The sequence below is a fragment of the Allobacillus halotolerans genome, assembly GCF_018967645.1.
Classification (GTDB): domain Bacteria; phylum Bacillota; class Bacilli; order Bacillales; family Alkalibacillaceae; genus Allobacillus; species Allobacillus halotolerans.
The window spans coordinates 20,453-42,911 of record NZ_JAHLZF010000009.1; the positions used below are offsets into that span (position 1 = coordinate 20,453).

General features: G+C 40.3%; 28 protein-coding genes, 1 riboswitch and 2 other annotated features. Of the genes, 16 read left to right on the plus strand and 12 right to left on the minus strand.

Annotated elements, in window-relative coordinates:
- Positions 1-151 precede the first annotated feature (151 nt).
- From asnB to KQ486_RS07360, 3 genes are all read left to right on the plus strand, one after another.
- Positions 152-1,981, plus strand: a complete 1,830-nt coding sequence (gene asnB, locus KQ486_RS07350; protein WP_216687201.1) for an asparagine synthase (glutamine-hydrolyzing) — start codon at positions 152-154, stop codon at positions 1,979-1,981.
- An 86-nt stretch (positions 1,982-2,067) separates the two neighbouring features.
- Positions 2,068-2,958, plus strand: coding sequence for a putative RNA methyltransferase (locus tag KQ486_RS07355; RefSeq protein ID WP_246569236.1), 891 nt, complete (start codon positions 2,068-2,070; stop codon positions 2,956-2,958).
- 536 nt (positions 2,959-3,494) lie between these two features.
- Positions 3,495-4,211 (plus strand): DUF2306 domain-containing protein, encoded by a 717-nt coding sequence (locus KQ486_RS07360; RefSeq protein ID WP_216687203.1) that lies wholly within the window; start codon positions 3,495-3,497, stop codon positions 4,209-4,211.
- A gap of 44 nt (positions 4,212-4,255) precedes the next feature.
- On the opposite strand, the gene KQ486_RS07365 is transcribed toward KQ486_RS07360, so the two are convergent.
- Positions 4,256-4,450 (minus strand): hypothetical protein, encoded by a 195-nt coding sequence (locus KQ486_RS07365; RefSeq protein ID WP_216687204.1) that lies wholly within the window; start codon positions 4,448-4,450, stop codon positions 4,256-4,258.
- 207 nt (positions 4,451-4,657) lie between these two features.
- Between KQ486_RS07365 and KQ486_RS07370 the strand changes: the two genes are divergently transcribed.
- Together KQ486_RS07370 and KQ486_RS07375 are read left to right on the plus strand one after the other, a co-directional pair.
- A complete protein-coding gene (locus KQ486_RS07370) occupies positions 4,658-5,002 on the plus strand; it encodes a GNAT family N-acetyltransferase (RefSeq protein WP_246569237.1) in 345 nt (114 codons plus the stop codon).
- Positions 5,003-5,224: 222 nt separating this feature from the next.
- A complete protein-coding gene (locus KQ486_RS07375) occupies positions 5,225-5,443 on the plus strand; it encodes a hypothetical protein (RefSeq protein WP_216687205.1) in 219 nt (72 codons plus the stop codon).
- A 705-nt stretch (positions 5,444-6,148) separates the two neighbouring features.
- Here the strand turns inward: KQ486_RS07375 and KQ486_RS07380 are convergent.
- The 3 genes from KQ486_RS07380 to guaC form a co-directional block, all read right to left on the minus strand.
- A complete protein-coding gene (locus KQ486_RS07380) occupies positions 6,149-6,595 on the minus strand; it encodes a hypothetical protein (protein WP_216687206.1) in 447 nt (148 codons plus the stop codon).
- Positions 6,596-7,654: 1,059 nt separating this feature from the next.
- A complete protein-coding gene (locus tag KQ486_RS07390; RefSeq protein ID WP_216687208.1) occupies positions 7,655-8,242 on the minus strand; it encodes a YkoF family thiamine/hydroxymethylpyrimidine-binding protein in 588 nt (195 codons plus the stop codon).
- A gap of 86 nt (positions 8,243-8,328) precedes the next feature.
- Positions 8,329-8,435, minus strand: a riboswitch (TPP riboswitch).
- 63 nt (positions 8,436-8,498) lie between these two features.
- On the minus strand, positions 8,499-9,476 hold the full coding sequence (guaC, locus tag KQ486_RS07395; RefSeq protein ID WP_311379174.1) for a GMP reductase: 978 nt from the start codon (positions 9,474-9,476) through the stop codon (positions 8,499-8,501).
- Positions 9,477-9,650: 174 nt separating this feature from the next.
- On the opposite strand from guaC, the gene KQ486_RS07400 reads away from it, so the two are divergent.
- Both KQ486_RS07400 and KQ486_RS07405 read left to right on the plus strand, forming a co-directional pair.
- Positions 9,651-9,917, plus strand: coding sequence for a ribbon-helix-helix protein, CopG family (locus KQ486_RS07400; RefSeq protein WP_216687210.1), 267 nt, complete (start codon positions 9,651-9,653; stop codon positions 9,915-9,917).
- Entirely contained in the window at positions 9,904-10,314 is a 411-nt protein-coding gene (locus KQ486_RS07405; RefSeq protein WP_216687211.1) for a type II toxin-antitoxin system VapC family toxin, read from the plus strand. Before KQ486_RS07400 ends, KQ486_RS07405 begins: the two co-directional genes overlap by 14 nt.
- Before the next feature lie 81 nt (positions 10,315-10,395).
- Here the strand turns inward: KQ486_RS07405 and KQ486_RS07410 are convergent, their stop codons facing one another.
- Positions 10,396-11,655, minus strand: coding sequence for an MFS transporter (locus tag KQ486_RS07410; RefSeq protein WP_216687212.1), 1,260 nt, complete (start codon positions 11,653-11,655; stop codon positions 10,396-10,398).
- 191 nt (positions 11,656-11,846) lie between these two features.
- On the opposite strand from KQ486_RS07410, the gene KQ486_RS07415 reads away from it, so the two are divergent.
- From KQ486_RS07415 to KQ486_RS07440, 6 genes are all read left to right on the plus strand, one after another.
- Complete coding sequence (locus KQ486_RS07415) at positions 11,847-12,419, plus strand: thioredoxin family protein (protein ID WP_212369750.1); 573 nt, start codon at positions 11,847-11,849, stop codon at positions 12,417-12,419.
- Between the two features lie 121 nt (positions 12,420-12,540).
- On the plus strand, positions 12,541-12,705 hold the full coding sequence (locus KQ486_RS07420) for a hypothetical protein (RefSeq protein WP_216687213.1): 165 nt from the start codon (positions 12,541-12,543) through the stop codon (positions 12,703-12,705).
- Positions 12,669-12,947, plus strand: a complete 279-nt coding sequence (locus KQ486_RS07425) for a hypothetical protein (protein ID WP_216687214.1) — start codon at positions 12,669-12,671, stop codon at positions 12,945-12,947. Before KQ486_RS07420 ends, KQ486_RS07425 begins: the two co-directional genes overlap by 37 nt.
- A gap of 28 nt (positions 12,948-12,975) precedes the next feature.
- On the plus strand, positions 12,976-13,338 hold the full coding sequence (locus KQ486_RS07430) for a CBS domain-containing protein (RefSeq protein ID WP_212369755.1): 363 nt from the start codon (positions 12,976-12,978) through the stop codon (positions 13,336-13,338).
- A gap of 23 nt (positions 13,339-13,361) precedes the next feature.
- Positions 13,362-13,568 (plus strand): zinc ribbon domain-containing protein, encoded by a 207-nt coding sequence (locus tag KQ486_RS07435; protein ID WP_212369758.1) that lies wholly within the window; start codon positions 13,362-13,364, stop codon positions 13,566-13,568.
- A 90-nt stretch (positions 13,569-13,658) separates the two neighbouring features.
- Positions 13,659-13,838 carry a YozQ family protein gene (locus KQ486_RS07440; protein WP_212369760.1) on the plus strand — a complete coding sequence of 60 codons (180 nt, stop codon included), beginning with the start codon at positions 13,659-13,661 and terminating at the stop codon, positions 13,836-13,838.
- A 171-nt stretch (positions 13,839-14,009) separates the two neighbouring features.
- On the opposite strand, the gene KQ486_RS07445 is transcribed toward KQ486_RS07440, so the two are convergent.
- Both KQ486_RS07445 and KQ486_RS07450 read right to left on the minus strand, forming a co-directional pair.
- The gene (locus tag KQ486_RS07445) at positions 14,010-14,777 is read right to left on the minus strand and encodes an ABC transporter permease (RefSeq protein ID WP_212369763.1); all 768 of its coding nucleotides are present in this window, start codon (positions 14,775-14,777) and stop codon (positions 14,010-14,012) included.
- Complete coding sequence (locus tag KQ486_RS07450) at positions 14,774-15,499, minus strand: ABC transporter ATP-binding protein (protein WP_216687215.1); 726 nt, start codon at positions 15,497-15,499, stop codon at positions 14,774-14,776. Before KQ486_RS07450 ends, KQ486_RS07445 begins: the two co-directional genes overlap by 4 nt.
- Positions 15,500-15,801: 302 nt before the next feature.
- Between KQ486_RS07450 and KQ486_RS07455 the strand changes: the two genes are divergently transcribed.
- Positions 15,802-15,963, plus strand: coding sequence for a hypothetical protein (locus tag KQ486_RS07455; RefSeq protein WP_212369769.1), 162 nt, complete (start codon positions 15,802-15,804; stop codon positions 15,961-15,963).
- Between the two features lie 42 nt (positions 15,964-16,005).
- Here the strand turns inward: KQ486_RS07455 and trpA are convergent, their stop codons facing one another.
- The 5 genes from trpA to trpD are packed head-to-tail and all read right to left on the minus strand — an operon-like array spanning position 16,006 to position 20,411.
- Entirely contained in the window at positions 16,006-16,791 is a 786-nt protein-coding gene (gene trpA / locus KQ486_RS07460; protein ID WP_216687216.1) for a tryptophan synthase subunit alpha, read from the minus strand.
- Positions 16,784-17,989, minus strand: coding sequence for a tryptophan synthase subunit beta (gene trpB / locus KQ486_RS07465; protein ID WP_216687217.1), 1,206 nt, complete (start codon positions 17,987-17,989; stop codon positions 16,784-16,786). Before trpB ends, trpA begins: the two co-directional genes overlap by 8 nt.
- Positions 17,986-18,603: a phosphoribosylanthranilate isomerase gene (locus KQ486_RS07470; RefSeq protein ID WP_216687218.1), complete on the minus strand. Its 618-nt coding sequence runs from the start codon at positions 18,601-18,603 to the stop codon at positions 17,986-17,988. The genes trpB and KQ486_RS07470 overlap by 4 nt, the downstream gene beginning before the upstream one ends.
- Positions 18,593-19,387 carry an indole-3-glycerol phosphate synthase TrpC gene (gene trpC / locus KQ486_RS07475; RefSeq protein WP_216687219.1) on the minus strand — a complete coding sequence of 265 codons (795 nt, stop codon included), beginning with the start codon at positions 19,385-19,387 and terminating at the stop codon, positions 18,593-18,595. Before trpC ends, KQ486_RS07470 begins: the two co-directional genes overlap by 11 nt.
- Before the next feature lies 1 nt (position 19,388).
- The gene (gene trpD / locus KQ486_RS07480; protein ID WP_216687277.1) at positions 19,389-20,411 is read right to left on the minus strand and encodes an anthranilate phosphoribosyltransferase; all 1,023 of its coding nucleotides are present in this window, start codon (positions 20,409-20,411) and stop codon (positions 19,389-19,391) included.
- 64 nt (positions 20,412-20,475) lie between these two features.
- Positions 20,476-20,694: a binding site (T-box leader), on the minus strand.
- A 43-nt stretch (positions 20,695-20,737) separates the two neighbouring features.
- Positions 20,738-20,987: a binding site (T-box leader), on the minus strand.
- Positions 20,988-21,284: 297 nt separating this feature from the next.
- Between trpD and KQ486_RS07485 the strand changes: the two genes are divergently transcribed.
- Positions 21,285-21,947 (plus strand): DUF443 family protein, encoded by a 663-nt coding sequence (locus KQ486_RS07485; RefSeq protein WP_216687220.1) that lies wholly within the window; start codon positions 21,285-21,287, stop codon positions 21,945-21,947.
- A 196-nt stretch (positions 21,948-22,143) separates the two neighbouring features.
- Entirely contained in the window at positions 22,144-22,455 is a 312-nt protein-coding gene (locus tag KQ486_RS07490; RefSeq protein ID WP_216687221.1) for a DUF4176 domain-containing protein, read from the plus strand.
- The last annotated feature ends 4 nt before the right edge of the window (positions 22,456-22,459 follow it).

The following is a 22,459-nucleotide window of genomic DNA, read 5'->3' on the forward strand; positions in this document are numbered from 1 at the left end:
AACCTTCGTTACATAGATGCCAATACAAAGTAATGCGACAAAATATGTCTAATCATAACAAAATTTAGAACTAATTTAACCAATATTTTGATATGATGTAATGAGATACATAAATTATTAGGTAATTTCTATTAGAAAAGAGGGTTTTCAGATGACAAAATTTCATGGATATTTACGTAATCATCCATTGGCAGTCGATGTAAATGAGATGGAAGATGAATTTCATTATAGGGATGAATCGATTTTTCTAGGGTACAATCAAGTGACTATGGATGCTCCACCGGAAGGGAAGATTTTTGAAAAAGAACGAGTTGTCATAGTTTTCGATGGGGCAATCTACAATGTGAAAGAGCTACGAGCAAAACTGGAAGATAGCGGTTATTCTTTTTCAACGACATTGGAAACAGAAGTCCTGTTAGCCATGTATATGGATCAAAAGGAAAAAATGCTCGATCAATTACGTGGTATGTTCAGCTTATTGATTTGGGATAAGGAAGAGAAAGAGTTGTTTGGAGCAAGGGATCCATTTGGCATCAAACCGTTCTTTTATTTAGAAAGTGAAGCGGGCCTTTCCGTTTCCGGAGAAGTGAAGTATCTGGTTGATGGAGAGAAAGAAGAACTAAACATAGAGGGATTACATCATTATCTGACCTACCAATACGTACCTGAACCACAAGTGATGCAACAAGAAATCAAACGGCTACAACCAGGTCATTATTTGACGAAAAGACCAGGCGAACCTATGGTGACCAATACGTATTGGAAGCCGAGTTTTAATCCAAGCGAGAGAGTTTCAAATTCACAGTTGAAAGAAATAAGAGATACGGTAAGAGACTCCGTCCATACGCATGTGCAGTCAGATCGGCCAATTGGTGCATTTCTTTCCGGTGGCGTGGATTCAAGTGCCGTCGTAGCCTTGGCGAAGGAGATTCATCCGACCATCCAGACGTTTACTGTTGGATTTGAACGTGATGGGTATAGTGAAATTGATATTGCGAAGAATACCGCTCTTCAATTAGGTGTGGATAATCATCATTATGTCGTTGGGATCGATGAATTCATGGAAGAGCTGCCTAATATAATCGGAGAAATGGAAACACCTGTCGCAGATCCGGCCGCGATTCCGCTTTATTTTATCTCCAGAGAGGCGAAGAAACAGGTCGATGTCATCCTTTCCGGAGAAGGGGCAGATGAGTTGTTTGGCGGTTATAATATTTACCGTGAGCCTAATTCGTTAAGAATGTTTCACTATGTGCCGAAATCGATGCATTCAATGCTGAATCAGCTGGCAGAAAAATTGCCAGAAGGGATGCGAGGGAAAAGTTTCATTGAACGTGGAACGACCCCACTGGAGGATCGATTTATCGGGAATGCGAAGCTCTTTAATGAGACTGAAAAAGCTTCCGTCTTAAAGAATTACAAAGCAGAATATGATTATCGGAAAATCACTGAGCCCTTATACAACCAAGTATCGCATTACCCAGATATTCAAAAAATGCAGTACATTGACTTGCATACATGGGTACCCGGCGATATTCTCGTCAAGGCAAATCGGATGACTGCTGCACATGGTCTGGAGATCCGCACACCGTTCATGGATCGGAAAGTATTCGAGGTTGCTTCCAAATTAACACCCGACCAGTGCGTTACAAAGGAAACAACCAAGTATATGTTGCGGGAGGCTATGCGAGGAATTGTACCTGACTCCGTGTTGTATAACCGTAAGCTGGGATTCCCGGTGCCGATTCGTCATTGGTTACAAAATGAACTATATGAATGGGCGAAAAATCTCATCGAAGAGAGTCCGACTGACCATTTGTTCAATAAAGAGTATGTCCTTGAATTATTGGAAGCCCACCGATTCGGTAAAATCGATTATTCCAGAAAGATCTGGGCGGTGTTGGTCTTTATCATTTGGCACCAACAATATATGGAGCAAGAAAATCTTGGGGAGGAAATCCTCAGTGAAACTTTGGTTTAATATTGTTTCAATGGACCGGGAATCTCCGGTCTTTTTTTTTGTTAGGATGGAATCGACACTTTTCTTTCCTTATAATGGAGATACTATTGTATTGGAAGGAAGCATTGAAATTGTCGAGTATAGAAGAATCAGCAAAACGTATTCAACATCATGAGCAACAATTGCGCTGTCCGATTTGTCATCAGCCTATAAGAATAGGTGAATCAAATAAACTAATTTGTACGAATCGACATTCATTTGATCTGGCCAAACAAGGCTATGTGAATTTGTTGAATCAGCCTAGTGACAGTCAGTATGATAAAAAGTTGTTCGCTTCGAGGCGTCAAATCATAACGGAGACGGGTTTGTATCATCTTTTGCATAAAAAAATAGCTGAAATCGTAGCTGAAAATTTACCGGAAGCTGGTCAGTATATGATATTGGATGCAGGAAGCGGAGAAGGATCACATCTGCATGAGGTTGTGAAGAGTCAGCAAGAACCAACCGTTAGCGGTATTGGGATCGACATTTCAAAAGAAGGCGTCAAGATGGCAGCAGGGCAATACAAAGATCAAATGTGGTTTGTTGCAGACCTGGCCAATCTTCCTATAGCGGATCAATCAGTGGCGGTAATCATGAACATCCTTTCACCTGCGAATTATCAAGAGTTTAAACGCGTGTTAGTCGACGATGGGCTGATTATTAAGGTCGTTCCACGGTCTGACTATCTGGCAGAACTTCGGGAAGCAATCGGGAAAAAAGAGGCGCAAGCGTATGATAATAAAAAAATTACGTCGCTCTTTGGTGAACACTTTCAATTGATTGATGTAATTTCATTAACAAATCAAGTGGAACTGACCGCACAAGAACGCAAGCATCTGTCCCAAATGGCACCACTCGCATGGCATGCCGATCAAGAAAAGATCGATCGATTCGTACATGGATCGTCTGGGAATGTGACAGTTGATCTGGATGTGTTGGTTGGGAAACATTCATGATGAGAAAGAAGGTCGGATAGGCCGACGAAAGCGGCTGAAGTAAATAAAGTATTGGCGAAATATTGAGATAGAATACAGTTGGGAGCATGAGCCTAGCTGTATTTTTATTTTTTGCTACTGACCGCTTAAGATTGACCGCTGTAGCTCGTTGTTCTGGAAAGCCACCGAAAAAGGAGCTCTAGCCGCTGAATTATGAGTAGAACCCGTTGAATAAAGCGAACGAGCCGCTGAATTATGCGAAGAAGCCGTTGAAAAGAGAGTCCTAGCCGCTTAATTCAGCATCCAAGCCGTCGAATAAAGTGAACAAGCCACCGAATTATACCATGAATTCTTGGTAACAGCATGACAGACTTAACATTTAAAATACCGAGCTAACCGCTCAGGGGTTCGCGCTAATTACTCATAGAAAGCGTCTAAACGTTCAAGATGCTAAGCTAATCGCTTAAGCAGTCGATTTAAGTCTCCTTTCCGAATGGAGGATATGATATCCTAATGATAAGTTATTTGAAAAATCAAATAGGGAGAAGGTAAATGGAATGACGTTCATTTTCCAAATGGCGCTTTGGATTCACGTGGTTGCGGGTTTTACAGCAATAGTGGTTTTGTGGGTTCCTATTTTAACGCGAAAAGGAAACAAACTTCACAGAAAATCCGGATGGGTATTTGTCATTTCAATGGCGAGCATTTCGGTGACGGCAATTTACATGGGGATTTATCGTCTGCTATGGACACCAGATATTGAAGCTGCTGCACGTTCGTTCTCGTGGTTTTTGATCTTTATTGCTATTTTGAGTGGTGCATCCGTATGGTACGGATTACGCGTTTTGAAGTTCAAGCGAAGAAACCACCCACATCGGCAGTTGCTCGATTTATTATTTCCTCTTGCTTTGCTTGTCTCAAGTATAGCGGTGATGATCTACGGTTGGGTTATTGGATTTCCATTACTCCAATATTTCCCGATTGTCGGCCTTTTTCTTGGAGGCACACAGCTCGTTTACTGGGTGACTGTTCCAAAATATCGTTCCCACTGGGTGGTGGAACACATCAGTGGAATGCTTGCAAGCTCCATTGCGGCGATCACCGCATTTGTCGTATTCGGTGCGCCTCGACTGCTCCAAGTTGAATCCGTGAGCCTATTCATTTGGTTTCTTCCAACCATTGTATTTACGCCGATGATTATTGTATTTACAAACTATTATGGTCGGAAGTTTGCTGGAAAGGTTCCTGCGGCTGGTCGAAAAAGGCATGGTTAAAAGCTTTTTGAAATAGCTAAGGTTTTGTTGATTAGAAAAGTAACTTAGGTGTGATTATCAGTAGTTAGCGTGAGTTTATCAACAATCAGCGTGGCTGTATCGGCAGTTAGCAGTGTTTTATCAACAGTTAGGGTATCTGTATCGACAGTCAGCAGTGTTTTATCAACAGTTAGAGCAGCTGTATCGACAGTTAGTAGCATCTCATCAACAGTTAGAATGACTCTATCAACAGTCAGCACGGCTTTATCAACAGTTAGAGTGGCTGTATCGGCAGTTAGAAGCGTTTTATCAACAGTTAGAGCAGTTGTCGACAGTTAGCTACACTTTATCAATAGTCGGAAGTAATTTATCGGGAGGAATAGCTTGATTCGAAAAGCAACAATGGAAGATGTAAGTGAATTAGCTCGTTTGATGGGGGGTTAGGGTATCCAACAACAGACGAGGAGATGAAAGGTAGATTTAAAAATATAGGCACAAATCTCTTATATAATACGCAAGTAGCGGAAGTGAATGGGAACATCGCTGGAATGATAGGGATGAACCTTGGCTACCACTACGAAAAGAATGGTAATTACATAAGGATCGTTGCTTTAGTTGTTGATCAAAATTATCGGAGACAAGGAATTGGTGAGCGGTTAATCCAAACAGCTGAGGAATGGGCTAGAGAAAAGGGAGCTACTAAATTAGTTTTGAATAGTGGTAATCGAGACGAGCGGAGCGATGCGCAACAATTTTATAAAGATAGAGGTTTTGAAGGAAAGGCAACGGGTTTCTACAAGGATCTTATTTAGTGGGGTCTGGCTTCAGTGTTGTTGTGTCAGGCTTCAATGTTAATTCTTCAGTCATCAGTGTTCAAACACTCGGCTTCAGTGTTCATCTTTCGAGCTTCAGTGTTCAACCACCAGGCTTCAATGTTCATTTACTTTGGTTCAGTGTTTACTCGCACTCGCCACATAAAAAAAGCATTAAATTGCCTGGCAATTCAATGCTTAAACTTAGGGAGGGGAGAACGCTTGAAAGAATTTATCGGTACCTTTTTGGCATGTGTCATTGTTTGTAGCATTTTTTCATTTTTCTTTTTAGGATTGATCGTTGAATATATATGGTTTGCCATTATTCTCGTTGCTTTTGTGTTCGCAGTCCTAATCACTGCTTTCATTAAGCAGGAAGCGCGGATCGAAGAATTAGAACAAAGGGTTGAGCAGTTTTTGTCTTCAAGTGCGCAAAATTAATCTTCCATGATTTATTTTATATTAGTTTAAAATTCGGGTTGTATTTTTTGTGTTAATTTAGGAGAATTTTTGTAGTAAAACAAGATACAGTTTAAAGAGAAAAAACATACCGGAAGATAAAGATTTCATTGGCAATTAAAAAAGAGAAACCTTTCGTTCTTTATATTGAAAAAACAAATTGTTTTAGAACTTTTTTTGTAAGTTTCTACTTGCTATAATGACTATCGCTAAAAAGGAACCTAAATTGAAAAAGTACATATTGGGGAATATGGTGAGTACTTCTTAAAAGCTAAGAAACCTAAATCAACGTAATACTTTTTGTTTTTGTATTAATGGAATACATGCACTCGCAAAGGTGGGTCAGCAATCTTCATTTCCTCCCTAAAGAAAGGTTGGGCTATCTATGCTAATAGTCCTTGAAGAGCTCTCATTGATTTCTTTTCAATTTTAATTCTAGGTGTGTTAGCCTGCTTAAATAAGAAGTAACCTACCCTTGATCGTTGGCTCGGTCAGCAGGTTACTTCAGAACTTGCATATAAGCCGATCCCACTTTGAAAGGGAATCGGCTGTTGCACCCTCGCAGGTGTTGTACTATTATCGAGGATGTTTTAATTTTATACATAGTACGATTAAACAAAAAATAAAATTCAAAAGGTGAATTATTATTCAATAATCAAAAATCCTGATAAGTAATTCAAGTTATTTTTAATATCCAGTATATACAAAATTAATTGGAGCTTGAGAAGGTATCATAACAGCCTCATGTGTTAAACTATGTTTTTTTCCATTAGCATTTAAAATTGCATAATATAAATCATCACCATTATAGTAAGCCCGTTCAAGACTGTTTTCTCCTTCATTTTCTAGAGCTAAAGCTATACTATTAACAATCCCTACAGGTGTCAAATTACCTAAGAAAACTATTTCACTCGCAATGGTATACCAAGTGGTTGCTCTATCTCTTTCAGCTAAAATCTGTCCTAATTCATAGTTGGATACATAATCTAAATCATAAATAGGCTTATCCACCTCTACTGTTATTGCCATCGGCTGAATACCGTCATTAGCTTCTATCGCAGTAGCGTAAGATGTTGAGCCAACAGTACTAAAAAACAATAGAACTACAGTAATTGATAGAATAAACTTTTTCATTTTCCTCTCTCCATTTCTTTTTATTATTTACTACATATTAACGCAATAGTCAGAAAAAAACAATTATGGACTTTTTTATTTTAAAAATACGAATTAACGCTCAAAAGTGACTGAAAAAACTATCAGCTCAAACTTCAGTTATGTTATAATTAGAAACTAAAAATTTTTTTACAGTCTTTACTATTTAGTAGTATATTTATGTAAGAAGGAATAGCGTTATATTAATGGGGAGGTTTGTTTGTATGAATGAATTTACCATTCAACTAGTAATCATTGCTTTCATTTTAGTAATAGCAAGTCTTCTATTTTTAATTTTACCTTCAATCCTACAAAAAAATAAGGTGCTTGGAGGAATATTGGTTGTTTTCATAATTCTAGCAGGGGCTTATCATGTGAACATAGGATTCAATATATCAATCACGTTAGGAATTATCATTCTATTAATCTATTCAGTGTTCGGAATCAAAAGTTATTTGAAGTATAAAAGATATTGATTAATTGAGAGACAAAGGAGTTCAGCCAATGGTAAATATATTGAATTGTACTTCTGAAAGTAGGCAATTTATAAAAACAACGCAGCTATAAGTGAATCTCGATATTGATCCGGGGTCATCTTATTTACTGTCTGTTGATATCTCGACGTGTTGTAATCTAATATATATTCATTTATCAATGATCATAATTCTTTTATGGTTCTACAACTTCTGATATTGACCACATTTTTTAAATATCCAAAAAAGGATTCCATTAGTGAGTTATCTAAGCAATTGCCACAATGCGACATTGATTGTGTGCAATCCATTTTTTAAATCACTTTCTGAAACTCTAGATGAGTATAGTGAAAGCCTTGATGCGAATGAAAATAACTCTCTAGTGGTATATCAAAGCCATTCATCACTAAATTATCTACATTCGGTAATGAGGTAATTAGACATCAAATAGTTAAATACGAACCTCATTGAAGAATTTACTCAACACGAAATAAAGCCAGCAAAAAAATGCTTCCACAATATGCTCAAATTGCGAATACATGATTAAAACAACCCTTTAATTTCTATTCTACTGATTCGACGGGCTGTTTGCAGAGATGGTGAAGGTCATGGTGATATGGTTGACGACGGTTTGCACTTTGGCGAATGATTCTTTCATTGCGCTGAAAATATCCTTTACTTCGCCATCTAATCGGGTGGCATAGTGAGTCGGCGTGACCTTAACACCCCACTCTTTGGACAGGTCGATTTGTTCGGTGATTTTCTCCATATAATCTTCTGTTCCCATTGGGTAGAGGGCAAATTTGCAGCCTGCTTTTTGCTGGATTTCCTGAACATTCTGTTGGTTCATCGGTTCGTTTGTTTCATCCATATAGACATGGCCCTCGCTGTCTCCGGGACAACCGATGGAAAACGTTCCACTCATCGCTACATGTTTACCAGACTTAACAGCATGCAAAAAGATCGCGTTCGCTACGTCAAAAACATGGACCATTTTTCCGCGGATACATGTGCTGACGTCGTCTGTTTCTTTCCAAACCTTTGATGTGTCTACTTGTTCCAGAGCCGATAAGATGACGTCTACAAAGTCCTCACTCATCGGAAATAGTGTAAACTGGCATCCGGCGATTCGATTCGTTCCACATTCGTTCGTCATCATAAATTCCTCCTTAAATTTTTTAAAATAAAAAAACTGCACTCCCGTGGGAATGCAGTTGTACACACGATCTGTTATAGAAAATAATCCTGTGAACTGCACTTTCCCACGCTAGTATTATCCAGTTCGGGTAATGAGGGTCTGGCAACGCCATCTCAGCCATCCTAAACAGATAGCTCCCCTAGTGCTTGAGCATATTTAATTTTCGATTCTACTTTCATCGTAAAAGATTAATGAATCCTTGTAAAGTATCCGGTTATCGGTCTCCATTAAAGATGGTGTTTCTGACGACAACATAATCGACATCACGGATTGCTTCGAGCGTCTTGCCTCCAGCATAAGAAATGGAAGATTGAAGATCTTGTTCAATTTCCTTTAGTGTATCGATCAAGTTCCCTTTATACTCTACAAGCATTTTCTTACCTTCGACGTTTTTCTTCTCGCCTTTTTGATATTCAGAAGCAGAACCAAAATACTCTTTATATTTTTTTCCCTCAAGTTCAACGGTTTCACCAGGTGATTCTTCATGGCCTGCAAATAGAGAGCCAACCATAACCATTGAAGCGCCAAAACGGATCGACTTGGCAATATCTCCATGCGTACGAATTCCACCGTCAGCGATGAGTGGTTTTGTTGCTGCTTCGGCGCACCATTGTAGTGCTGCCAATTGCCAGCCACCTGTGCCGAAACCCGTTTTGATTTTCGTTGTACAAGCTTTTCCAGGTCCGATCCCGACTTTTGTGGCATCTGCACCAGCTGCTTCTAAGTTGCGAACAGCATCCGGTGTACCGACGTTTCCTGCAATGATGAAGCTATTTGGTAGGTGCTTTTTGATATGTTTAATCATTTCAATGACGGCATTGGAATGACCGTGTGCAATATCAATTGTTATAAAATCGGGTTCGACTTGATTGTCTGCCAGTTTTTCAATAAAGCTATACTCGTCATCTTTCACCCCAACACTAATTGAAGCAATTAGCCCACGAGTGTGCATATCTTTGATGAAGTCATAGCGTGTTTCAGGTTCGAAACGATGCATGACGTAAAAATAATCATTTTCGGCTAAAAAGATAGCGACCTTTTCATCGATCACTGTCTGCATATTTGCAGGTACGACTGGTAACTTAAATTGATGCTTACCCAACCTTACCGTCGGATTGCATTCAGAGCGGCTCATCACAATACACTTTTTCGGAATCAGCTGAATATCTTCATAGTCGAATACGTTATTCATCATTATTCTCCTTTGAAAACGAACATTATTTTATTATTAATATAAATTGTTCGTCCATTAAGTAATTTACGCTAGTTTCGGTGCAAAGTCAATAGAGAAAAATGCATAGGTAGACCTATTTTAATTCACTATCCTACACACTTAATGTATAATAGGTGTGTAGGAGGTCTCGCGATGGATAATTCTATGAAAAGAAAACAGTTTCATTTAACACATGAAGACGATCGGTTGTTAAAAGAACTTGCCTCTGACAAAGGTTGTTCGGAAGCAGAAATCGTTCGGGATGCGATTCGTGAATATGCCTTAAGAGAAAAGCCGGTAAGAAATCCACTACTTGAGATGGCTGAAGAAGCAGAGCGTTATTCGATAGACTCAGCCGGGGACACTTCTGTTAAACATGATGGTTATTTGGTGGAGATTTATGAAAATGAGAAAAAATAAGTGTTTAATCGATACAAGTGCATTGATCGCTTTGAATGATGTGAGCGATCAATATCATGATCAAGCCAAACAACTTGCTTCCTCACTAACTGGACAAGAACTCATCGTCACGAATGCAATCCTCACAGAAACCTACACACTTCTAAGATATCGAATGGGCTATAAAGTGGCTCACCATTTTTTGAAAACGGTGTTAGAAGAAGATGAATTTATGGTTGCTGAAGTTACACCATCGTTTCGGACATCGGCACTTCAGCTATTAACCAAATTCAACGATCAAAAAATCTCCTACTGTAATGCATTAAGTGTCGTGATCATGAAGGAATTAGGTATCCAAAAGATTTTCTCATTCGATCGTCAATTCGACATAATGGGAATGAATGGAATCCATGTATAGCGAAAGTCAATAGGTGTGTTTTATGAACACACGAAAAAGCCATGCAGCTGAATATCGACTGCATGGCTTTTTTACGTATGGTTAAGCAGTTTGTTCGTTCCGTGGGTCCGGTACAAATAAAAGAATGATAAAGCCGATGATGAATAAAATGACTAAGCTGAAGACACCGTAGGCTGAATTTCCAGTTAATTGGGTCATTCCCCCAACGAGAAACGGTCCCGATACGGCGGCAAAACGTCCGAATACGTTATAAAATCCAAAGAATGAGTTGGATTTTTCTTTCGGAACCATTTGGGCGAAAAAGGACCGACTGAGGGCTTGGATCCCACCTTGCGCTGATGCAACGAGCATGGCTAGAATCCAAAAGTCTACGACGTTATCCAAGAACATGGCGTACACACAAACGATGATATAAATAAAAATGCCGACATAAATCATTCGCTTAGCGCCGAATTTACGGGCAAGGCGACCGAATAACATGGCAAATGGCGCTGCAACAATTTGAACCGCAAGTAGAGCGATAATCAAGTCCGTTGCACCTAAACCGACATCTGTTCCGTAAGCGGTTGACATCGAGATGATGGTTCCAACCCCATCAATATAAAAGAAGTAAGCAATCAAAAAGAGCAGGATCGCTTTATGTTGTTTGATTTCCAAAAAAGTTTTCTTCAATTCTTTGAAGCTGTTCGCGACAATTCGTGGTTTGCGTTCAATCCAGTGTTTTTGGCGAACATTTTTTAATAAAGGAATCGTAAATAGAATCCACCAAATTGCCGTGATCAAAAACGCAATTTTACTGGCATTACCGACGGAAAGCGGAAGAATTTCTTGCTGGCTTAAAATGATCACAGAAATCGAGAGGATGAATGGAATGACACTGCCTATGTAACCAACAGCAAATCCTTTGGCAGATAGGTCATCCATCTTGTCCCTTTCCGTCACATCAACCAAGTAAGCGTCGTAAAAAAGATTCGCTCCACGTGCTCCGATGGCTGTCAGTGTGTAAATGATCAGTAAGAGTAGCCACTGGTCTTCGGGCACAAGTACTAAGCCGATTGTGGATAACGAACCGAGTAAAAAGAAGAAAGTGAAAAATTTACGTTTCATATCTTTGAAATCGGCAACTGAACCGAGAATAGGTCCCAGCATGGCCAGGATAAATGTTGCAATGGAGATCGTGTACCCTAAATAGGCGGTTGAATCCGCGGCACTGACACCAGCTTCATTAGCCACTGCTTTATAATAAATCGGAAAGATGGCTGTTGTGATGACGACTGAATAGGCGGAATTTGCCATGTCATACATCATCCAGCTCTTTTCAGGCTTCGTATGCTTGCTCAATCCTCGTCCCCCCTAAAAATGAATGGTTAATTCTAATGTATCTTAATTTCCAAAAATAAGAAACAAAATTCAGAAATATTTACAGGGAATTTAGAATGTTCCTCTATCAAGCGAACTAGTTGCCTAGATTAATCGGCATGGGTCATACTGAATATATCTCGAAAACTACCGAAAGAAAGAGGTTGAATCCGATGAAAACTGAGCAGGAGTACTTTGAAGAAGGACAAACGATTCAGGAATATATGGACAACATGAGTAAACTGAAAGAAGAAAGCTTTCAAGTGTATGAAAACTTTAAACTTCCGGATGATGGCTTTGCTGAACAATTAAAAGATTTTCCAGTTCACTTTTTGATTATCACGGAAGATTGGTGTGGCGATGCGATGATGATTAATCCGGTCATTCGTAAACTGGCTGAAGCGGCGGAAAAAGAGACGCGCGTTGTGTATCGGGATGAAGATACGGATTTGATCGATCGTCATTTAACCAATGGTTCACGCTCGATTCCGATTGTTTTGATTTTGAATGATCAAGGTGAGTTGGTGGGCGAATGGGGGCCGCGTGCTCCGGAAGTTCAACAAATCGTCGATGAATTTCGTGACAGCCTTCCTGACAAAGAGGATCCTGATTTTAAAGAGAAACAAAAAGAAATGATTCAAGAACTGACACGCAGGTACAAAGAAGAGCCTGAGCTTTGGCATTATGTGTATGAAAATTTCAAGGGGACCCTTTTGGTGTTGGATGCAAAAGGCGAGGTTGAATAATTTGAGTGGACAGGAGCTATCGTTTTTAAACGGTAGCTCTTTTTCGAATTTTGGTAAGTCGGACGAAAGAAGTCCGAAGTGAAGTAGGATTTTTTCATCATAAAGGCGAAGAGTATATAGAATGGATATCAATAAAGAAAGAGGTGAAAACATGCCGGATAATTCCGATCGTTATCTTGCATCATTCAATCGGATTGAAAAGCATTACGCACGCAATTCGGAAGCGATGAATACCAAACATTTAGCTTCATGGTCAAAGAATCATCGAAAAAGAATGCCGTCGTAAAGCGCTATGAAAATGATTTACGTGAATTTGCCGATTTACGTAACGCGATTGTACATAATTCAACGAATCCTGCTTTTACGATCGCCGAACCGCATGACTCGACCGTGGAAAAAATCAAGATGATTGAAGAAGAGATTATTCACCCACGAAAAGTGTTCCCGACATTTCAAAAAGAAGTGGTGATTTTTCAAGCAGGACCTAGCCACGCTTCGTTACCGAAAGTGGCAGCACTAATGCATTGATCTTTGTTGCGATCTTAAGCTTGATTCATTGGCGACGATTTTACAAACCATTCGCGAACAAGAATTTACCCAATTTCCGGTATATGATGGTGAAAAATTCATTGGCCTTCTTTCCGAAAGTGGGGTCACCAACTGGCTATCGAGGAATGTGGAAGATGAGATTGTTTCTTTGGTGGAGACAAAACTGCATCAAGTCATCTCGTATGAGGAAGAACAGCATAATTATGAATTTGTCGATCGCGAAATGTCTGTTTATGATGCAAAGGAAATCTTTAAAGACAACCTGGAAGAAGGTATAAAAATTGATGCCTTATTGGTCACCGAAAATGGTAAAGAAGAGGAAGGTTTATTAGGAATCGTGACAAGATGGGATTTTTTACGAATACAATAAATAACTAAGGGGGAATATTTCTTATGAAATCAGAAGGATGTATTAAATGCGGAAGTACCGATGCAGCCACAAAAGAAATCGCAACAAGCGGGGCAGGGCTATCGAAATTATTTGATGTGCAGCATAATAAATTTCAAGTTGTTTACTGTAAGAATTGCGGCTACTCCGAGTTATACAACAGAAACACTTCCACTGCAGGGAACATCGTTGACTTGTTTTTCGGTGGATAAGATTTCGATTAAAGGATGGATTAAAAGGGAACACGTATAGCATGCGATTCAATTTTCTGTTCACTAACAAAAAATGAATGGAGGCTAAACATGTCCGAAAAGAAATATAACAAAAAAGATAGCGAGAAAATCGCTGAAAAAAATTACGATCCATCCTATGACCAATCGGATGATTCACAGTTTAAGGAAGGACTAGCTGAAACACGCGAGCAGGTTTCTGATGATTATAGCGATGGAACAATTGATCGGAAAAAAGATCAAAAAGACTAAAATAGGAAGGCATGTCAATTTGGAGTGCGATTGATATGCCTTTTTTTATGTCTTATGGATTGTTCAAAAAAATTATAAGGCTAAGTTTCACAGGTTTATTAAATTATAGAGATAAAAGTCGTAAGATGAGTTCTCACGGCCATATCTGAGGTAAATGATGTCGTCATCAGCTTAGGAATCGGTCTTGATTTTTTCCTCGAGCAATTGCATACGTTCATTAAAGAGCGTCGGATAAGACAGGAAGCCAAGCAATGCACTAGTAATTACGGCAGTCGTCAGTAACAAGAATAAAATTAAAAGCTGAAATAAAACGGCTTGAACAGGGTCAGCGCCGGCAATGATTTGTCCGCTCATCATTCCGGGAAGTTGAACGAGCCCGATCGTTTTTTGGCTTTCAATTGTTGGGATAATACTTGCTTGAATCGACGTTTTCAATTGTCGTTGAACAGCTTGTTTCGGCGTTCCGCCAAGAGATAAAATCAGCTCGGTTTCATTGCGTTTGTCATCCATTTCGGCCGTAAACCGATTTAAAAATAAAATTCCAAGCACCATCGAGTTTCCAATGACCATTCCACTGATGGGAATCACATACTGAGCTGTTGGTGGAGTAATCCCCAATCCGATCAGAACACTTTGCGTTAATACCTCGACAAAAATGAATGTCCCCACCAATTTCCAAGTGATACCTTGAATGCTGGTTCCTTTTTTTCTGGCGTTTTGGGTGGCTGCAACAATCATTAAGCCGACCATGAGCCAAATGTAAATGGAGCTTTCCGAGTCGAAGACGAACTGCAAAATATAACCAACCGCAAGTAGTTGGATGATGGAGCGTATCGTCGCAATGATTGTATCTTTCTCAAGCCCAAGATTTAACGTTTTAGATAGAATTAATGGAATTAAAACAAATATGAGTGAAAAAGCTAATGTTAGATAACTCATTGAAATTCGCTCCTTACAAATGCTTTGACCCGTTCATCGTTCGGTTGATTTAGAAATTCGCTCTTTCCTGTCTCAATCACTTCGCCGTCCATCATCACCCAGCTGTAATCACCGATGTTTAAAGCCTGACGTAAGTTATGGGTAATCCAGACAATCGTCGTTTTATATTCTTCATTAATTCGTTTGATCAATGATTCGACTTCTTGTTGAGAAACGGTGTCGAGTGAAGAAGTTATCTCATCGAGCAGCAGGACACTTGGACGATTCACGAGTGAGCGTGCGATCGAGATGCGTTGTTTTTGTCCGCCAGATAAGCTGTTACTATTTTTATCCAAGAAAGAAGCGGGTAGGCCGACCATATCCAACAGTCTTGATGCTTCTTCATCGGTTAATGTCTTGTCCTGTAATTTCAACGGAATAGCCAAATTTTCTCTGACCGTCCCTTTTAGCATCGTCACGCCTTGCATGACCATACCGACTTTTTTCCGGAGATCGACGGGGTTGTATTCATCAATTGGCTGATCATGAATGTAAATTCGTCCTTTAGTCGGTGAAATCAGCCCATTGCACAGCCGGATTAACGTCGTTTTTCCAGCTCCGGAAGGTCCGACAAGTGTTGTGATTTCCCCTTGATTAAATCCGTGATTAATATCTTTCAAAATTTTCGTGTCATCAATCTTGTAATCAACATGATCGAATCGAATAGCCTGTTTTGGTTCCATTTTTTCAGCACTTCCTTTTTTGCAACATCTATTCTTATCTTAAATGAGCGTTTCCATTTCGCAAAATAATTAAGCACGGAATAGTTATAAAGATGCACGGAATAGTTCGAAAAAACCACGGAATCAACTCGATTTAGAACGGAATCATTGGATAAAAGCACGGTATGCCCGGGTAGCAAGACGGAATGAGTCCATTAAAGCGCTTAATTACCCCAAATTCCATCCCATCTATTGTCATACATAGCCTTTGTTTTAGCATCACAAACTATAGATGAATTATAAGGGAAAGGTGTGATAAGAAAATGAAAAACGTCGATTGGTTACCGATCGTTGCATCCATCGGAATTGGAGCGGCTGCCTATAGTATGATGACAGGCAGAGGAGGCCAACTTCAACAAATGATTCCAGGTATCAACAATATGATGGGACAAGGACAGCAAGGAAGTCATTCCTCGAAACATTAGTGGAAAATAAAAGAGCTGTCGCGGTATGACAGCTCTTTTCACCTATACATGTGCAGTTTTTGCTGATTGGATCAACGTCTGGATCTTTTCCTCGTTTCCTTGATGGAGAAGGTCGACAATTTTACTGCCGACGATGACACCATCGCAATACGCGGTTAGCTCCCGCACGTGTTCGGGAGAGGAGACACCGAAACCGGCAAACACGGGTTTATCTGTTTGTTGCTTGATGTTCGTTAAATGGTTGCCCAATTGGTCACCAAACCTATTTTGTACACCTGTTATGCCGTTAATCGTTACGGCATATAAAAATCCTTCCGTCTGCTCGGCAATTTTAGCCAAACGATCCGGTGTACTGGTCAGCGTGGCTAATCGGATAAAGGCAATCTCGTGTTCTTTTAGTGCGTTCGAAACAAGGTCGGATTCTTCCAAGGGAACATCCGGAACAATCACACCATCCACGCCACTCGCCTCACAATCTTCGGCAAATCGTTTAGGACCGTAAGTAAAAACAGGGTTGATATAGGTCATCAACACAATCGGTATATCACGCGATTCTTTAAAACGTTTTAATTCATCCAACACTTTTTTTAACGTGACACCACTCGTTAATGCACGTTGGCCAGCCGCTTGAATGGTTGGTCCGTCAGCGACAGGGTCTGAGAATGGAATACCTAACTCAATGATGGTAGCTCCTGCGTTGGCCAATAATTGAATTTGTGATTCCAGTTGATCTAGTCCGCCATCGCCGGCCATGATATAAGGAACAAATGCTTTATCACCTTTATCCAAAACCCGCTGAATTGCCGTATCAATTGAAAATTTACCCATGAAAGCCACCTCCCAAATGAGCTTTTACCGCTTCGACATCTTTATCGCCACGACCGGATAAACAGGCGACAACAGTATGATCACTCGACAATGACTCTGCCAACTTCATCGTATAAGCGATTGCGTGTGAGCTTTCGAGTGCAGGAAGAATCCCTTCCGTTTTCGACAATAACTGTAAAGCTTCCAATGCTTCATCGTCTGTGATTGATGAGTAAGTGACCCGGTTGGATGCATGTAAATAGCTATGCTCCGGTCCGATACCTGGATAGTCTAAACCTGCGGAGATCGAATGTGCTTCTTGGATCTGTCCGTCTTGATCTTGCAGTAAATAAGTCAAGGTTCCGTGTAAGATGCCAGCAGATCCGCCTGTTAATGTAGCTGCATGCTTTCCGGTTTCAATGCCTGAGCCTCCTGCTTCAACTCCGTATAACTGAACGTCTTCTTCCTCTACAAAGGGTGCGAACATGCCCATTGCATTACTACCACCACCGACACAGGCAACAACAGCATCCGGCAGTCTTCCTTCCTGTGTCACGATTTGTTCTTTCGTTTCATCACCGATCACGCGTTGAAAATCCCGGACAATTTGTGGGAAGGGATGAGGCCCAACAACGGAGCCAATAATATAATGGGTGTCTGTTACGTTACTCACCCAATAACGTAATGCTTCATTGACGGCATCTTTTAACGTACCGCTTCCTTGGTCGACACTTTTGACGGTCGCACCTAATAACTCCATCCGAAAAACATTTAGCTTCTGTCGTTCAATATCTTCTTTTCCCATGAAAATGACACAATCTAAATCAAGTAAAGCACAGACGGTTGCCGTCGCTACGCCGTGTTGGCCGGCTCCTGTTTCAGCAACGACTTTTCGCTTGCCCATTCGTTTGGTCAACAGTGCTTGGCCTAGTGCATTATTGATTTTGTGTGCACCGGTATGATTAAGGTCTTCGCGTTTTAAATAAATCTTTGGACCGCCAAGTGATTTAGAGAGTCTTTCGGCATAATATAAAGGTGTTTCTCTACCAACGTATTGGCGTAAATACTGGTCTAACTCCTGTTGAAAAGCTGGGTCTTGCTTTGCTTCATGATAAGCTTCTTCTAACTCCAGGATTGCTGGCATCAACGTCTCTGGGACAAATCTGCCGCCAAATTCACCATAATACCCTTGAGTGTTCGGTTGTTGAGTCGTTGTCATATTTTCATCTCCTTATTTTTTGCTTGCGTCACAAATGCTTGGATTTTCGAAACATCTTTTCTGCCATCTGTTTCTACACCGCTGGAAACATCGACTCCAAATGGTTGCGCTGTTTGGATCGCTTCCTGAACATTCTCCGGATGCAGTCCCCCGGCTAAAATAATCTGGCTATGACTCGGAGTTGCTTGCTTCAATAATTGCCAATCGAATGCATGCCCCGAACCACCACGATATTTCCCTCCTGGATGGTCGACTAACGAATAAGCAACATCATACAGAGAAAGTCGTTCTAGATTATGTGGTTCCCGAATAGGAAAAGCTTTGATGACCGGATAGTCGATCTGCTCACACTCCGTCGGCGTTTCATCCCCGTGTAATTGGATGATATCTAGCCCGGCGAAAGCGGCAATTCGATTAATTTCATCAGGCGATTCATTAACAAAGACACCTACTTTTTTGATCGTATCCGGTAAAAAAGCGATGATTTCTTTGACGACCTCTGGCTCGACCCGTCGTGAACTTTCCGCAAAAACAAATCCGATAAAATCAGCACCAGAAGCGGCTACGGCTAATGCAGTCTCTTTATCCTGAACACCGCAGACTTTAACGATCATGCAAGCTCACCTCGTTTAAAGGTATACGCAGTTCGTTAAATGTTTGTTTTAAATCGTTTGATTGCATCATCGTTTCGCCGACAAGAATTCCACTCACACCAGCTTGTTGAACGCGCTCGACATCTGCCGTCGTTTTCATGCCACTTTCACTGATCAGTAGTGTCGCCGGATCTTTTATTTGTTCAGCTAACCGCTCAGTTGTCGCCAAGTCAACGTTGAACGTTTTTAAATCACGATTATTGATGCCGACGATATTCGCATTTAAATCGTTCGCGATTACGGCTTCTTCTTCCGTATGGATCTCCAGTAAAACTTCTAAGCCTAATCCGGTTGCATAGCGATAAAGCTGCTCTAAGCGCGCTGGATTCATGGCTGCAGCAATTAATAAGATGACGTCTGCACCATAATCGAGTGCGCGGTCGATTTGAATCTCATCTAAAATAAAATCTTTATTTAAAACAGGGATGTCGACGACCTGTCGGATACGTTGTAAATCTTCCATGCTTCCTTGGAAAAAAGGTTGGTCGGTTAAAACAGAAATAGCATTTGCGCCAAATTGATCGTACATTTTCGTATGAATTCCTGGGTCCGCATCGACGTTAATCGGACCTTTGGAAGGGGAGGCGCGCTTGAATTCTGCAATGATATTCATTCGGTCAGATTGCTGAAAGGATTCATATAGAGAAACGAGAGACTTCTTTTGACTCGATTGTCTTTGATAAGACCGTTTCAATTCGGTAATTTCCTGTTGTTTTTTCGCTAAAATTTCATCAAGAATGGTCATGTTATGCACCTCGCTTTACACGTTGACTATACTCAATCAACATTGCTAATTTTTCGTTCGCTGCTCCGGAATCGATGCTTTCTTTGGCTGCAAGGATTCCTTCTTCAAGAGATGAGACTTTTCCATTCGCATAAATCCCAAGTCCTGCATTCAGTAGTGTCGTATCGCGATAAGCACCTTTTTCTCCTCGCAAGACACTGTTTAAAATCGTTGCGTTTTCTTTCGTGTCCCCGCCACGAATCGCTTCCAGTGGATATACGGGTAAGCCGATTTCTTCTGGATGCAACCGGAAATCAGAGATGGCCTCCTGATCCAACAGAGCCAGTTGATTATAGCCGGCAAGAGAGGCTTCATCCATTCCACCTGCACCATGGACGACAATGGCACGTTTTCTGCCTAGTTGACGAAGTACTTCAGCCATATCCGTGACCATATCCGCGCGGTTGATTCCCAGAAATTGAGAAGAAAGTGATACTGGGTTGGTCAATGGGCCAATAAGATTCATGACCGTCGGAATTCGTAAAGTCTTTCGAACTGTCATCAGCTTTTTCATCGCCGGATGGATGGTCGGGGCGAATAAAAAGGTAATGCCATTTTGTTCGAGAAGCTCTTTTGCGTGGTGACCAGACAAAGATAAATTGACACCGAGTTCTTCCAACACATCTGCACTGCCGGTTTTACTAGAAACGCTACGATTGCCATGTTTTGCAACGGTCAGTCCAGCACCAGCCATGACGAATGCAGCAGTCGTACTAATATTGAAACTCATCGACCCATCGCCTCCTGTACCACAGTTGTCGATAATATCCGGGGAGTCGACTGGAAGTTGCAGTGATTTTGCCTGAATCGCCGCTGCTAACCCAGCAATTTCTTCCGGTGTTTCACCTTTCACTCGTAAGGCTGATAAAAATGCTCCACGCTCAATATCGGTAATCTCTTCTGAGAATAACTGCTCTGCTGCAAGCTTCATTTCATTGAAAGACAAGCTTTTCCGTTCTGTGATCGTTCGTAAATAATCCAACATGTCAATCGCTCCTTTTTTCGTTTTCATATAAAAAGTCCCTTACAAACACAATAAGTATGTGTTCATAAGGGACGATCGAAACCGCGGTGCCACCTTTAGTTGAAGAGAATTACCTCTTCCGCTCAATACCCGATAACGGCGGGAAACCGTTTTTTCCTACTCTTTGCATTTCGGAAAAACTCTCTGAAGTCCATTCAGCTTACCGACCATGCTGGATTTCCACCGACACCAGCTCTCTTTGATGATCTGCCATAAACCTACTCTTCTTCGTCATTGATTAATCGTTATATAATTTTACTGAAAACAAAAAGGTTCCCACATCCTAAATAAAGGACGAGGGAACCCGTGGTACCACCTTTGTTAGCTTCAACATGAAGCTCTCTTTACAACATCCAGCCCAATTGCTTGAATGTGTGTCTCAGATAACGACGAGACATTTCGCCAAAGCCTACTTACGCAGTCGTTTCGGTTTGGAAGCTCGGAAGGCCATTCATTCATTTCGCACACTGGTTCACACCAACCACCAGCTCTCTGAAGTACAGAAAACGAACTACTCTTCTTCGTCAACGCTTTTCATTCATATGATTATTCAATAGCATAAATCGAATTGAATTCATTGTCAATAAAAAATTTCAGTAAAATACAAAAACAAGATCATGTTGGCTACCTCTTTTAAAATAGGATTAAAAAATCTTTAATAGACATTTAAATTATAAAGTTTCATAAAATGGGTAAAATGCTCTATTTTTCAAATGTTATTGGAATAATTGTTGGATTTAAATTCTGTAATCTTCTAAGGTGATTACTAGAAACCATTTTTCAAATAAAATATGATTTTCGATAAGTATCCCGATGAAAAGGATTGATCGCGAAATGAAATGTATTGTACATGGCGTGTACATGAATTTAAGATATAGAATCGTAACGATTGATGAAAAAGATTACATCGTAGATTTAGGAGACTCCATATGGAAAATTTTATTTCCATTTTTGTATTGGATTCTCCCGAATACTGCTTACAAAGTCAATGATTACGAGTTAATCGAAAAAATAAAAGCACCCAAAGTGAAACAGAAATCAACGACTCGTGAAGGATTGCTTGCGGGGTTGGTCGGCGTACTTTTAGCCAGTTTGCTGCAACCCTTGGTGAGTTTCTTTGATGTGGAAGGAACCACTCTCATCAATTCATCAATCGTATTTATTGCTTTTTTGCTTGTTATATTCGTCTATTACTATATAAACCGAAAGAATCGGAAAAACTTGTATCAGACCATCAACTTGAATGAATATTCGATGGTGCGTATCTGGATCAGACCAGACTCATTGAAGTATGCGCTCTTTGTATTTTTAACTTACTCATTCTTTTTTGGATTTACCTTGTTGATGTGGGGTGGATTCATTCAAGTAGCAGCTAATGTCCTCATCCTCATTTTTGGTATGCTTTTTTTATTCATTGCATTATTTGTTGGGCTCTTAGCAATTGGGGTAGGGGATTTCAATGTTAAAATTAAAGATGACGAAAAAATAGCGATATAGGTCTGATGTACGAAGAAGTGAAATTTTATATAAAGTGCCCTGTTTAGTTCTACTGTTCATCTTCATAAGATTTTCTGGAGTTATTAGGCAGTGACCTCTGAAGAATGAGGCACCATCAGAACAACAGATTTCACCAAAAAGAGTGAAGTTACTTCGGGATTGCAATTTGATTGATTAGAAGAGGGGGGATAAAACGATGTTACCGATAGGTTCAGTAGTGTACCTAAACGAAGGAAGGACCAAGATAATGATTTTGAATCGGGGGCCAATCTTTCCAGCTGAAAGGCCGGAAGATGAAAGAATTATGTATGATTATTCTGGTTGTTTATATCCTCAAGGATTAGATCCAAACAACGTGTTCTATTTTAATGAAGAAAATATTGACAAGGTTTTATTTGAAGGTTATAAAGATGAAGAAGAAGATCGATTTCAAGAGGTATACAATCATTGGATGGAAAAAAATAAAACATCAATAAAAAAAGGAACAGTCCCAGGACCCTTAAGGTAAATAA

Excerpts from the sequence above, each read along its gene's own strand:
- KQ486_RS07435 (WP_212369758.1), top strand. The coding sequence starts at position 13,362 with ATGAAATCAGAAGGATGTATTAAATGCGGAAGTACCGATGCAGCCACA.
- trpC (WP_216687219.1), bottom strand. The coding sequence starts at position 19,387 with ATGACCATTCTTGATGAAATTTTAGCGAAAAAACAACAGGAAATTACC.
- KQ486_RS07390 (WP_216687208.1), bottom strand. The coding sequence starts at position 8,242 with ATGACGAACGAATGTGGAACGAATCGAATCGCCGGATGCCAGTTTACA.
- KQ486_RS07405 (WP_216687211.1), top strand. The coding sequence starts at position 9,904 with ATGAGAAAAAATAAGTGTTTAATCGATACAAGTGCATTGATCGCTTTG.
- guaC (WP_311379174.1), bottom strand. The coding sequence starts at position 9,476 with ATGAATAACGTATTCGACTATGAAGATATTCAGCTGATTCCGAAAAAG.
- KQ486_RS07470 (WP_216687218.1), bottom strand. The coding sequence starts at position 18,603 with ATGATCGTTAAAGTCTGCGGTGTTCAGGATAAAGAGACTGCATTAGCC.
- KQ486_RS07425 (WP_216687214.1), top strand. The coding sequence starts at position 12,669 with ATGGTCAAAGAATCATCGAAAAAGAATGCCGTCGTAAAGCGCTATGAA.
- KQ486_RS07450 (WP_216687215.1), bottom strand. The coding sequence starts at position 15,499 with ATGGAACCAAAACAGGCTATTCGATTCGATCATGTTGATTACAAGATT.
- KQ486_RS07380 (WP_216687206.1), bottom strand. The coding sequence starts at position 6,595 with ATGAAAAAGTTTATTCTATCAATTACTGTAGTTCTATTGTTTTTTAGT.
- KQ486_RS07490 (WP_216687221.1), top strand. The coding sequence starts at position 22,144 with ATGTTACCGATAGGTTCAGTAGTGTACCTAAACGAAGGAAGGACCAAG.
- KQ486_RS07370 (WP_246569237.1), top strand. The coding sequence starts at position 4,658 with ATGAAAGGTAGATTTAAAAATATAGGCACAAATCTCTTATATAATACG.
- KQ486_RS07420 (WP_216687213.1), top strand. The coding sequence starts at position 12,541 with ATGGATATCAATAAAGAAAGAGGTGAAAACATGCCGGATAATTCCGAT.
- asnB (WP_216687201.1), top strand. The coding sequence starts at position 152 with ATGACAAAATTTCATGGATATTTACGTAATCATCCATTGGCAGTCGAT.
- KQ486_RS07440 (WP_212369760.1), top strand. The coding sequence starts at position 13,659 with ATGTCCGAAAAGAAATATAACAAAAAAGATAGCGAGAAAATCGCTGAA.
- KQ486_RS07415 (WP_212369750.1), top strand. The coding sequence starts at position 11,847 with ATGAAAACTGAGCAGGAGTACTTTGAAGAAGGACAAACGATTCAGGAA.
- trpA (WP_216687216.1), bottom strand. The coding sequence starts at position 16,791 with ATGGGTAAATTTTCAATTGATACGGCAATTCAGCGGGTTTTGGATAAA.
- KQ486_RS07445 (WP_212369763.1), bottom strand. The coding sequence starts at position 14,777 with ATGAGTTATCTAACATTAGCTTTTTCACTCATATTTGTTTTAATTCCA.
- KQ486_RS07485 (WP_216687220.1), top strand. The coding sequence starts at position 21,285 with ATGAAATGTATTGTACATGGCGTGTACATGAATTTAAGATATAGAATC.
- KQ486_RS07455 (WP_212369769.1), top strand. The coding sequence starts at position 15,802 with ATGAAAAACGTCGATTGGTTACCGATCGTTGCATCCATCGGAATTGGA.
- trpD (WP_216687277.1), bottom strand. The coding sequence starts at position 20,411 with ATGTTGGATTATTTACGAACGATCACAGAACGGAAAAGCTTGTCTTTC.
- KQ486_RS07400 (WP_216687210.1), top strand. The coding sequence starts at position 9,651 with ATGGATAATTCTATGAAAAGAAAACAGTTTCATTTAACACATGAAGAC.
- trpB (WP_216687217.1), bottom strand. The coding sequence starts at position 17,989 with ATGACAACGACTCAACAACCGAACACTCAAGGGTATTATGGTGAATTT.
- KQ486_RS07360 (WP_216687203.1), top strand. The coding sequence starts at position 3,495 with ATGACGTTCATTTTCCAAATGGCGCTTTGGATTCACGTGGTTGCGGGT.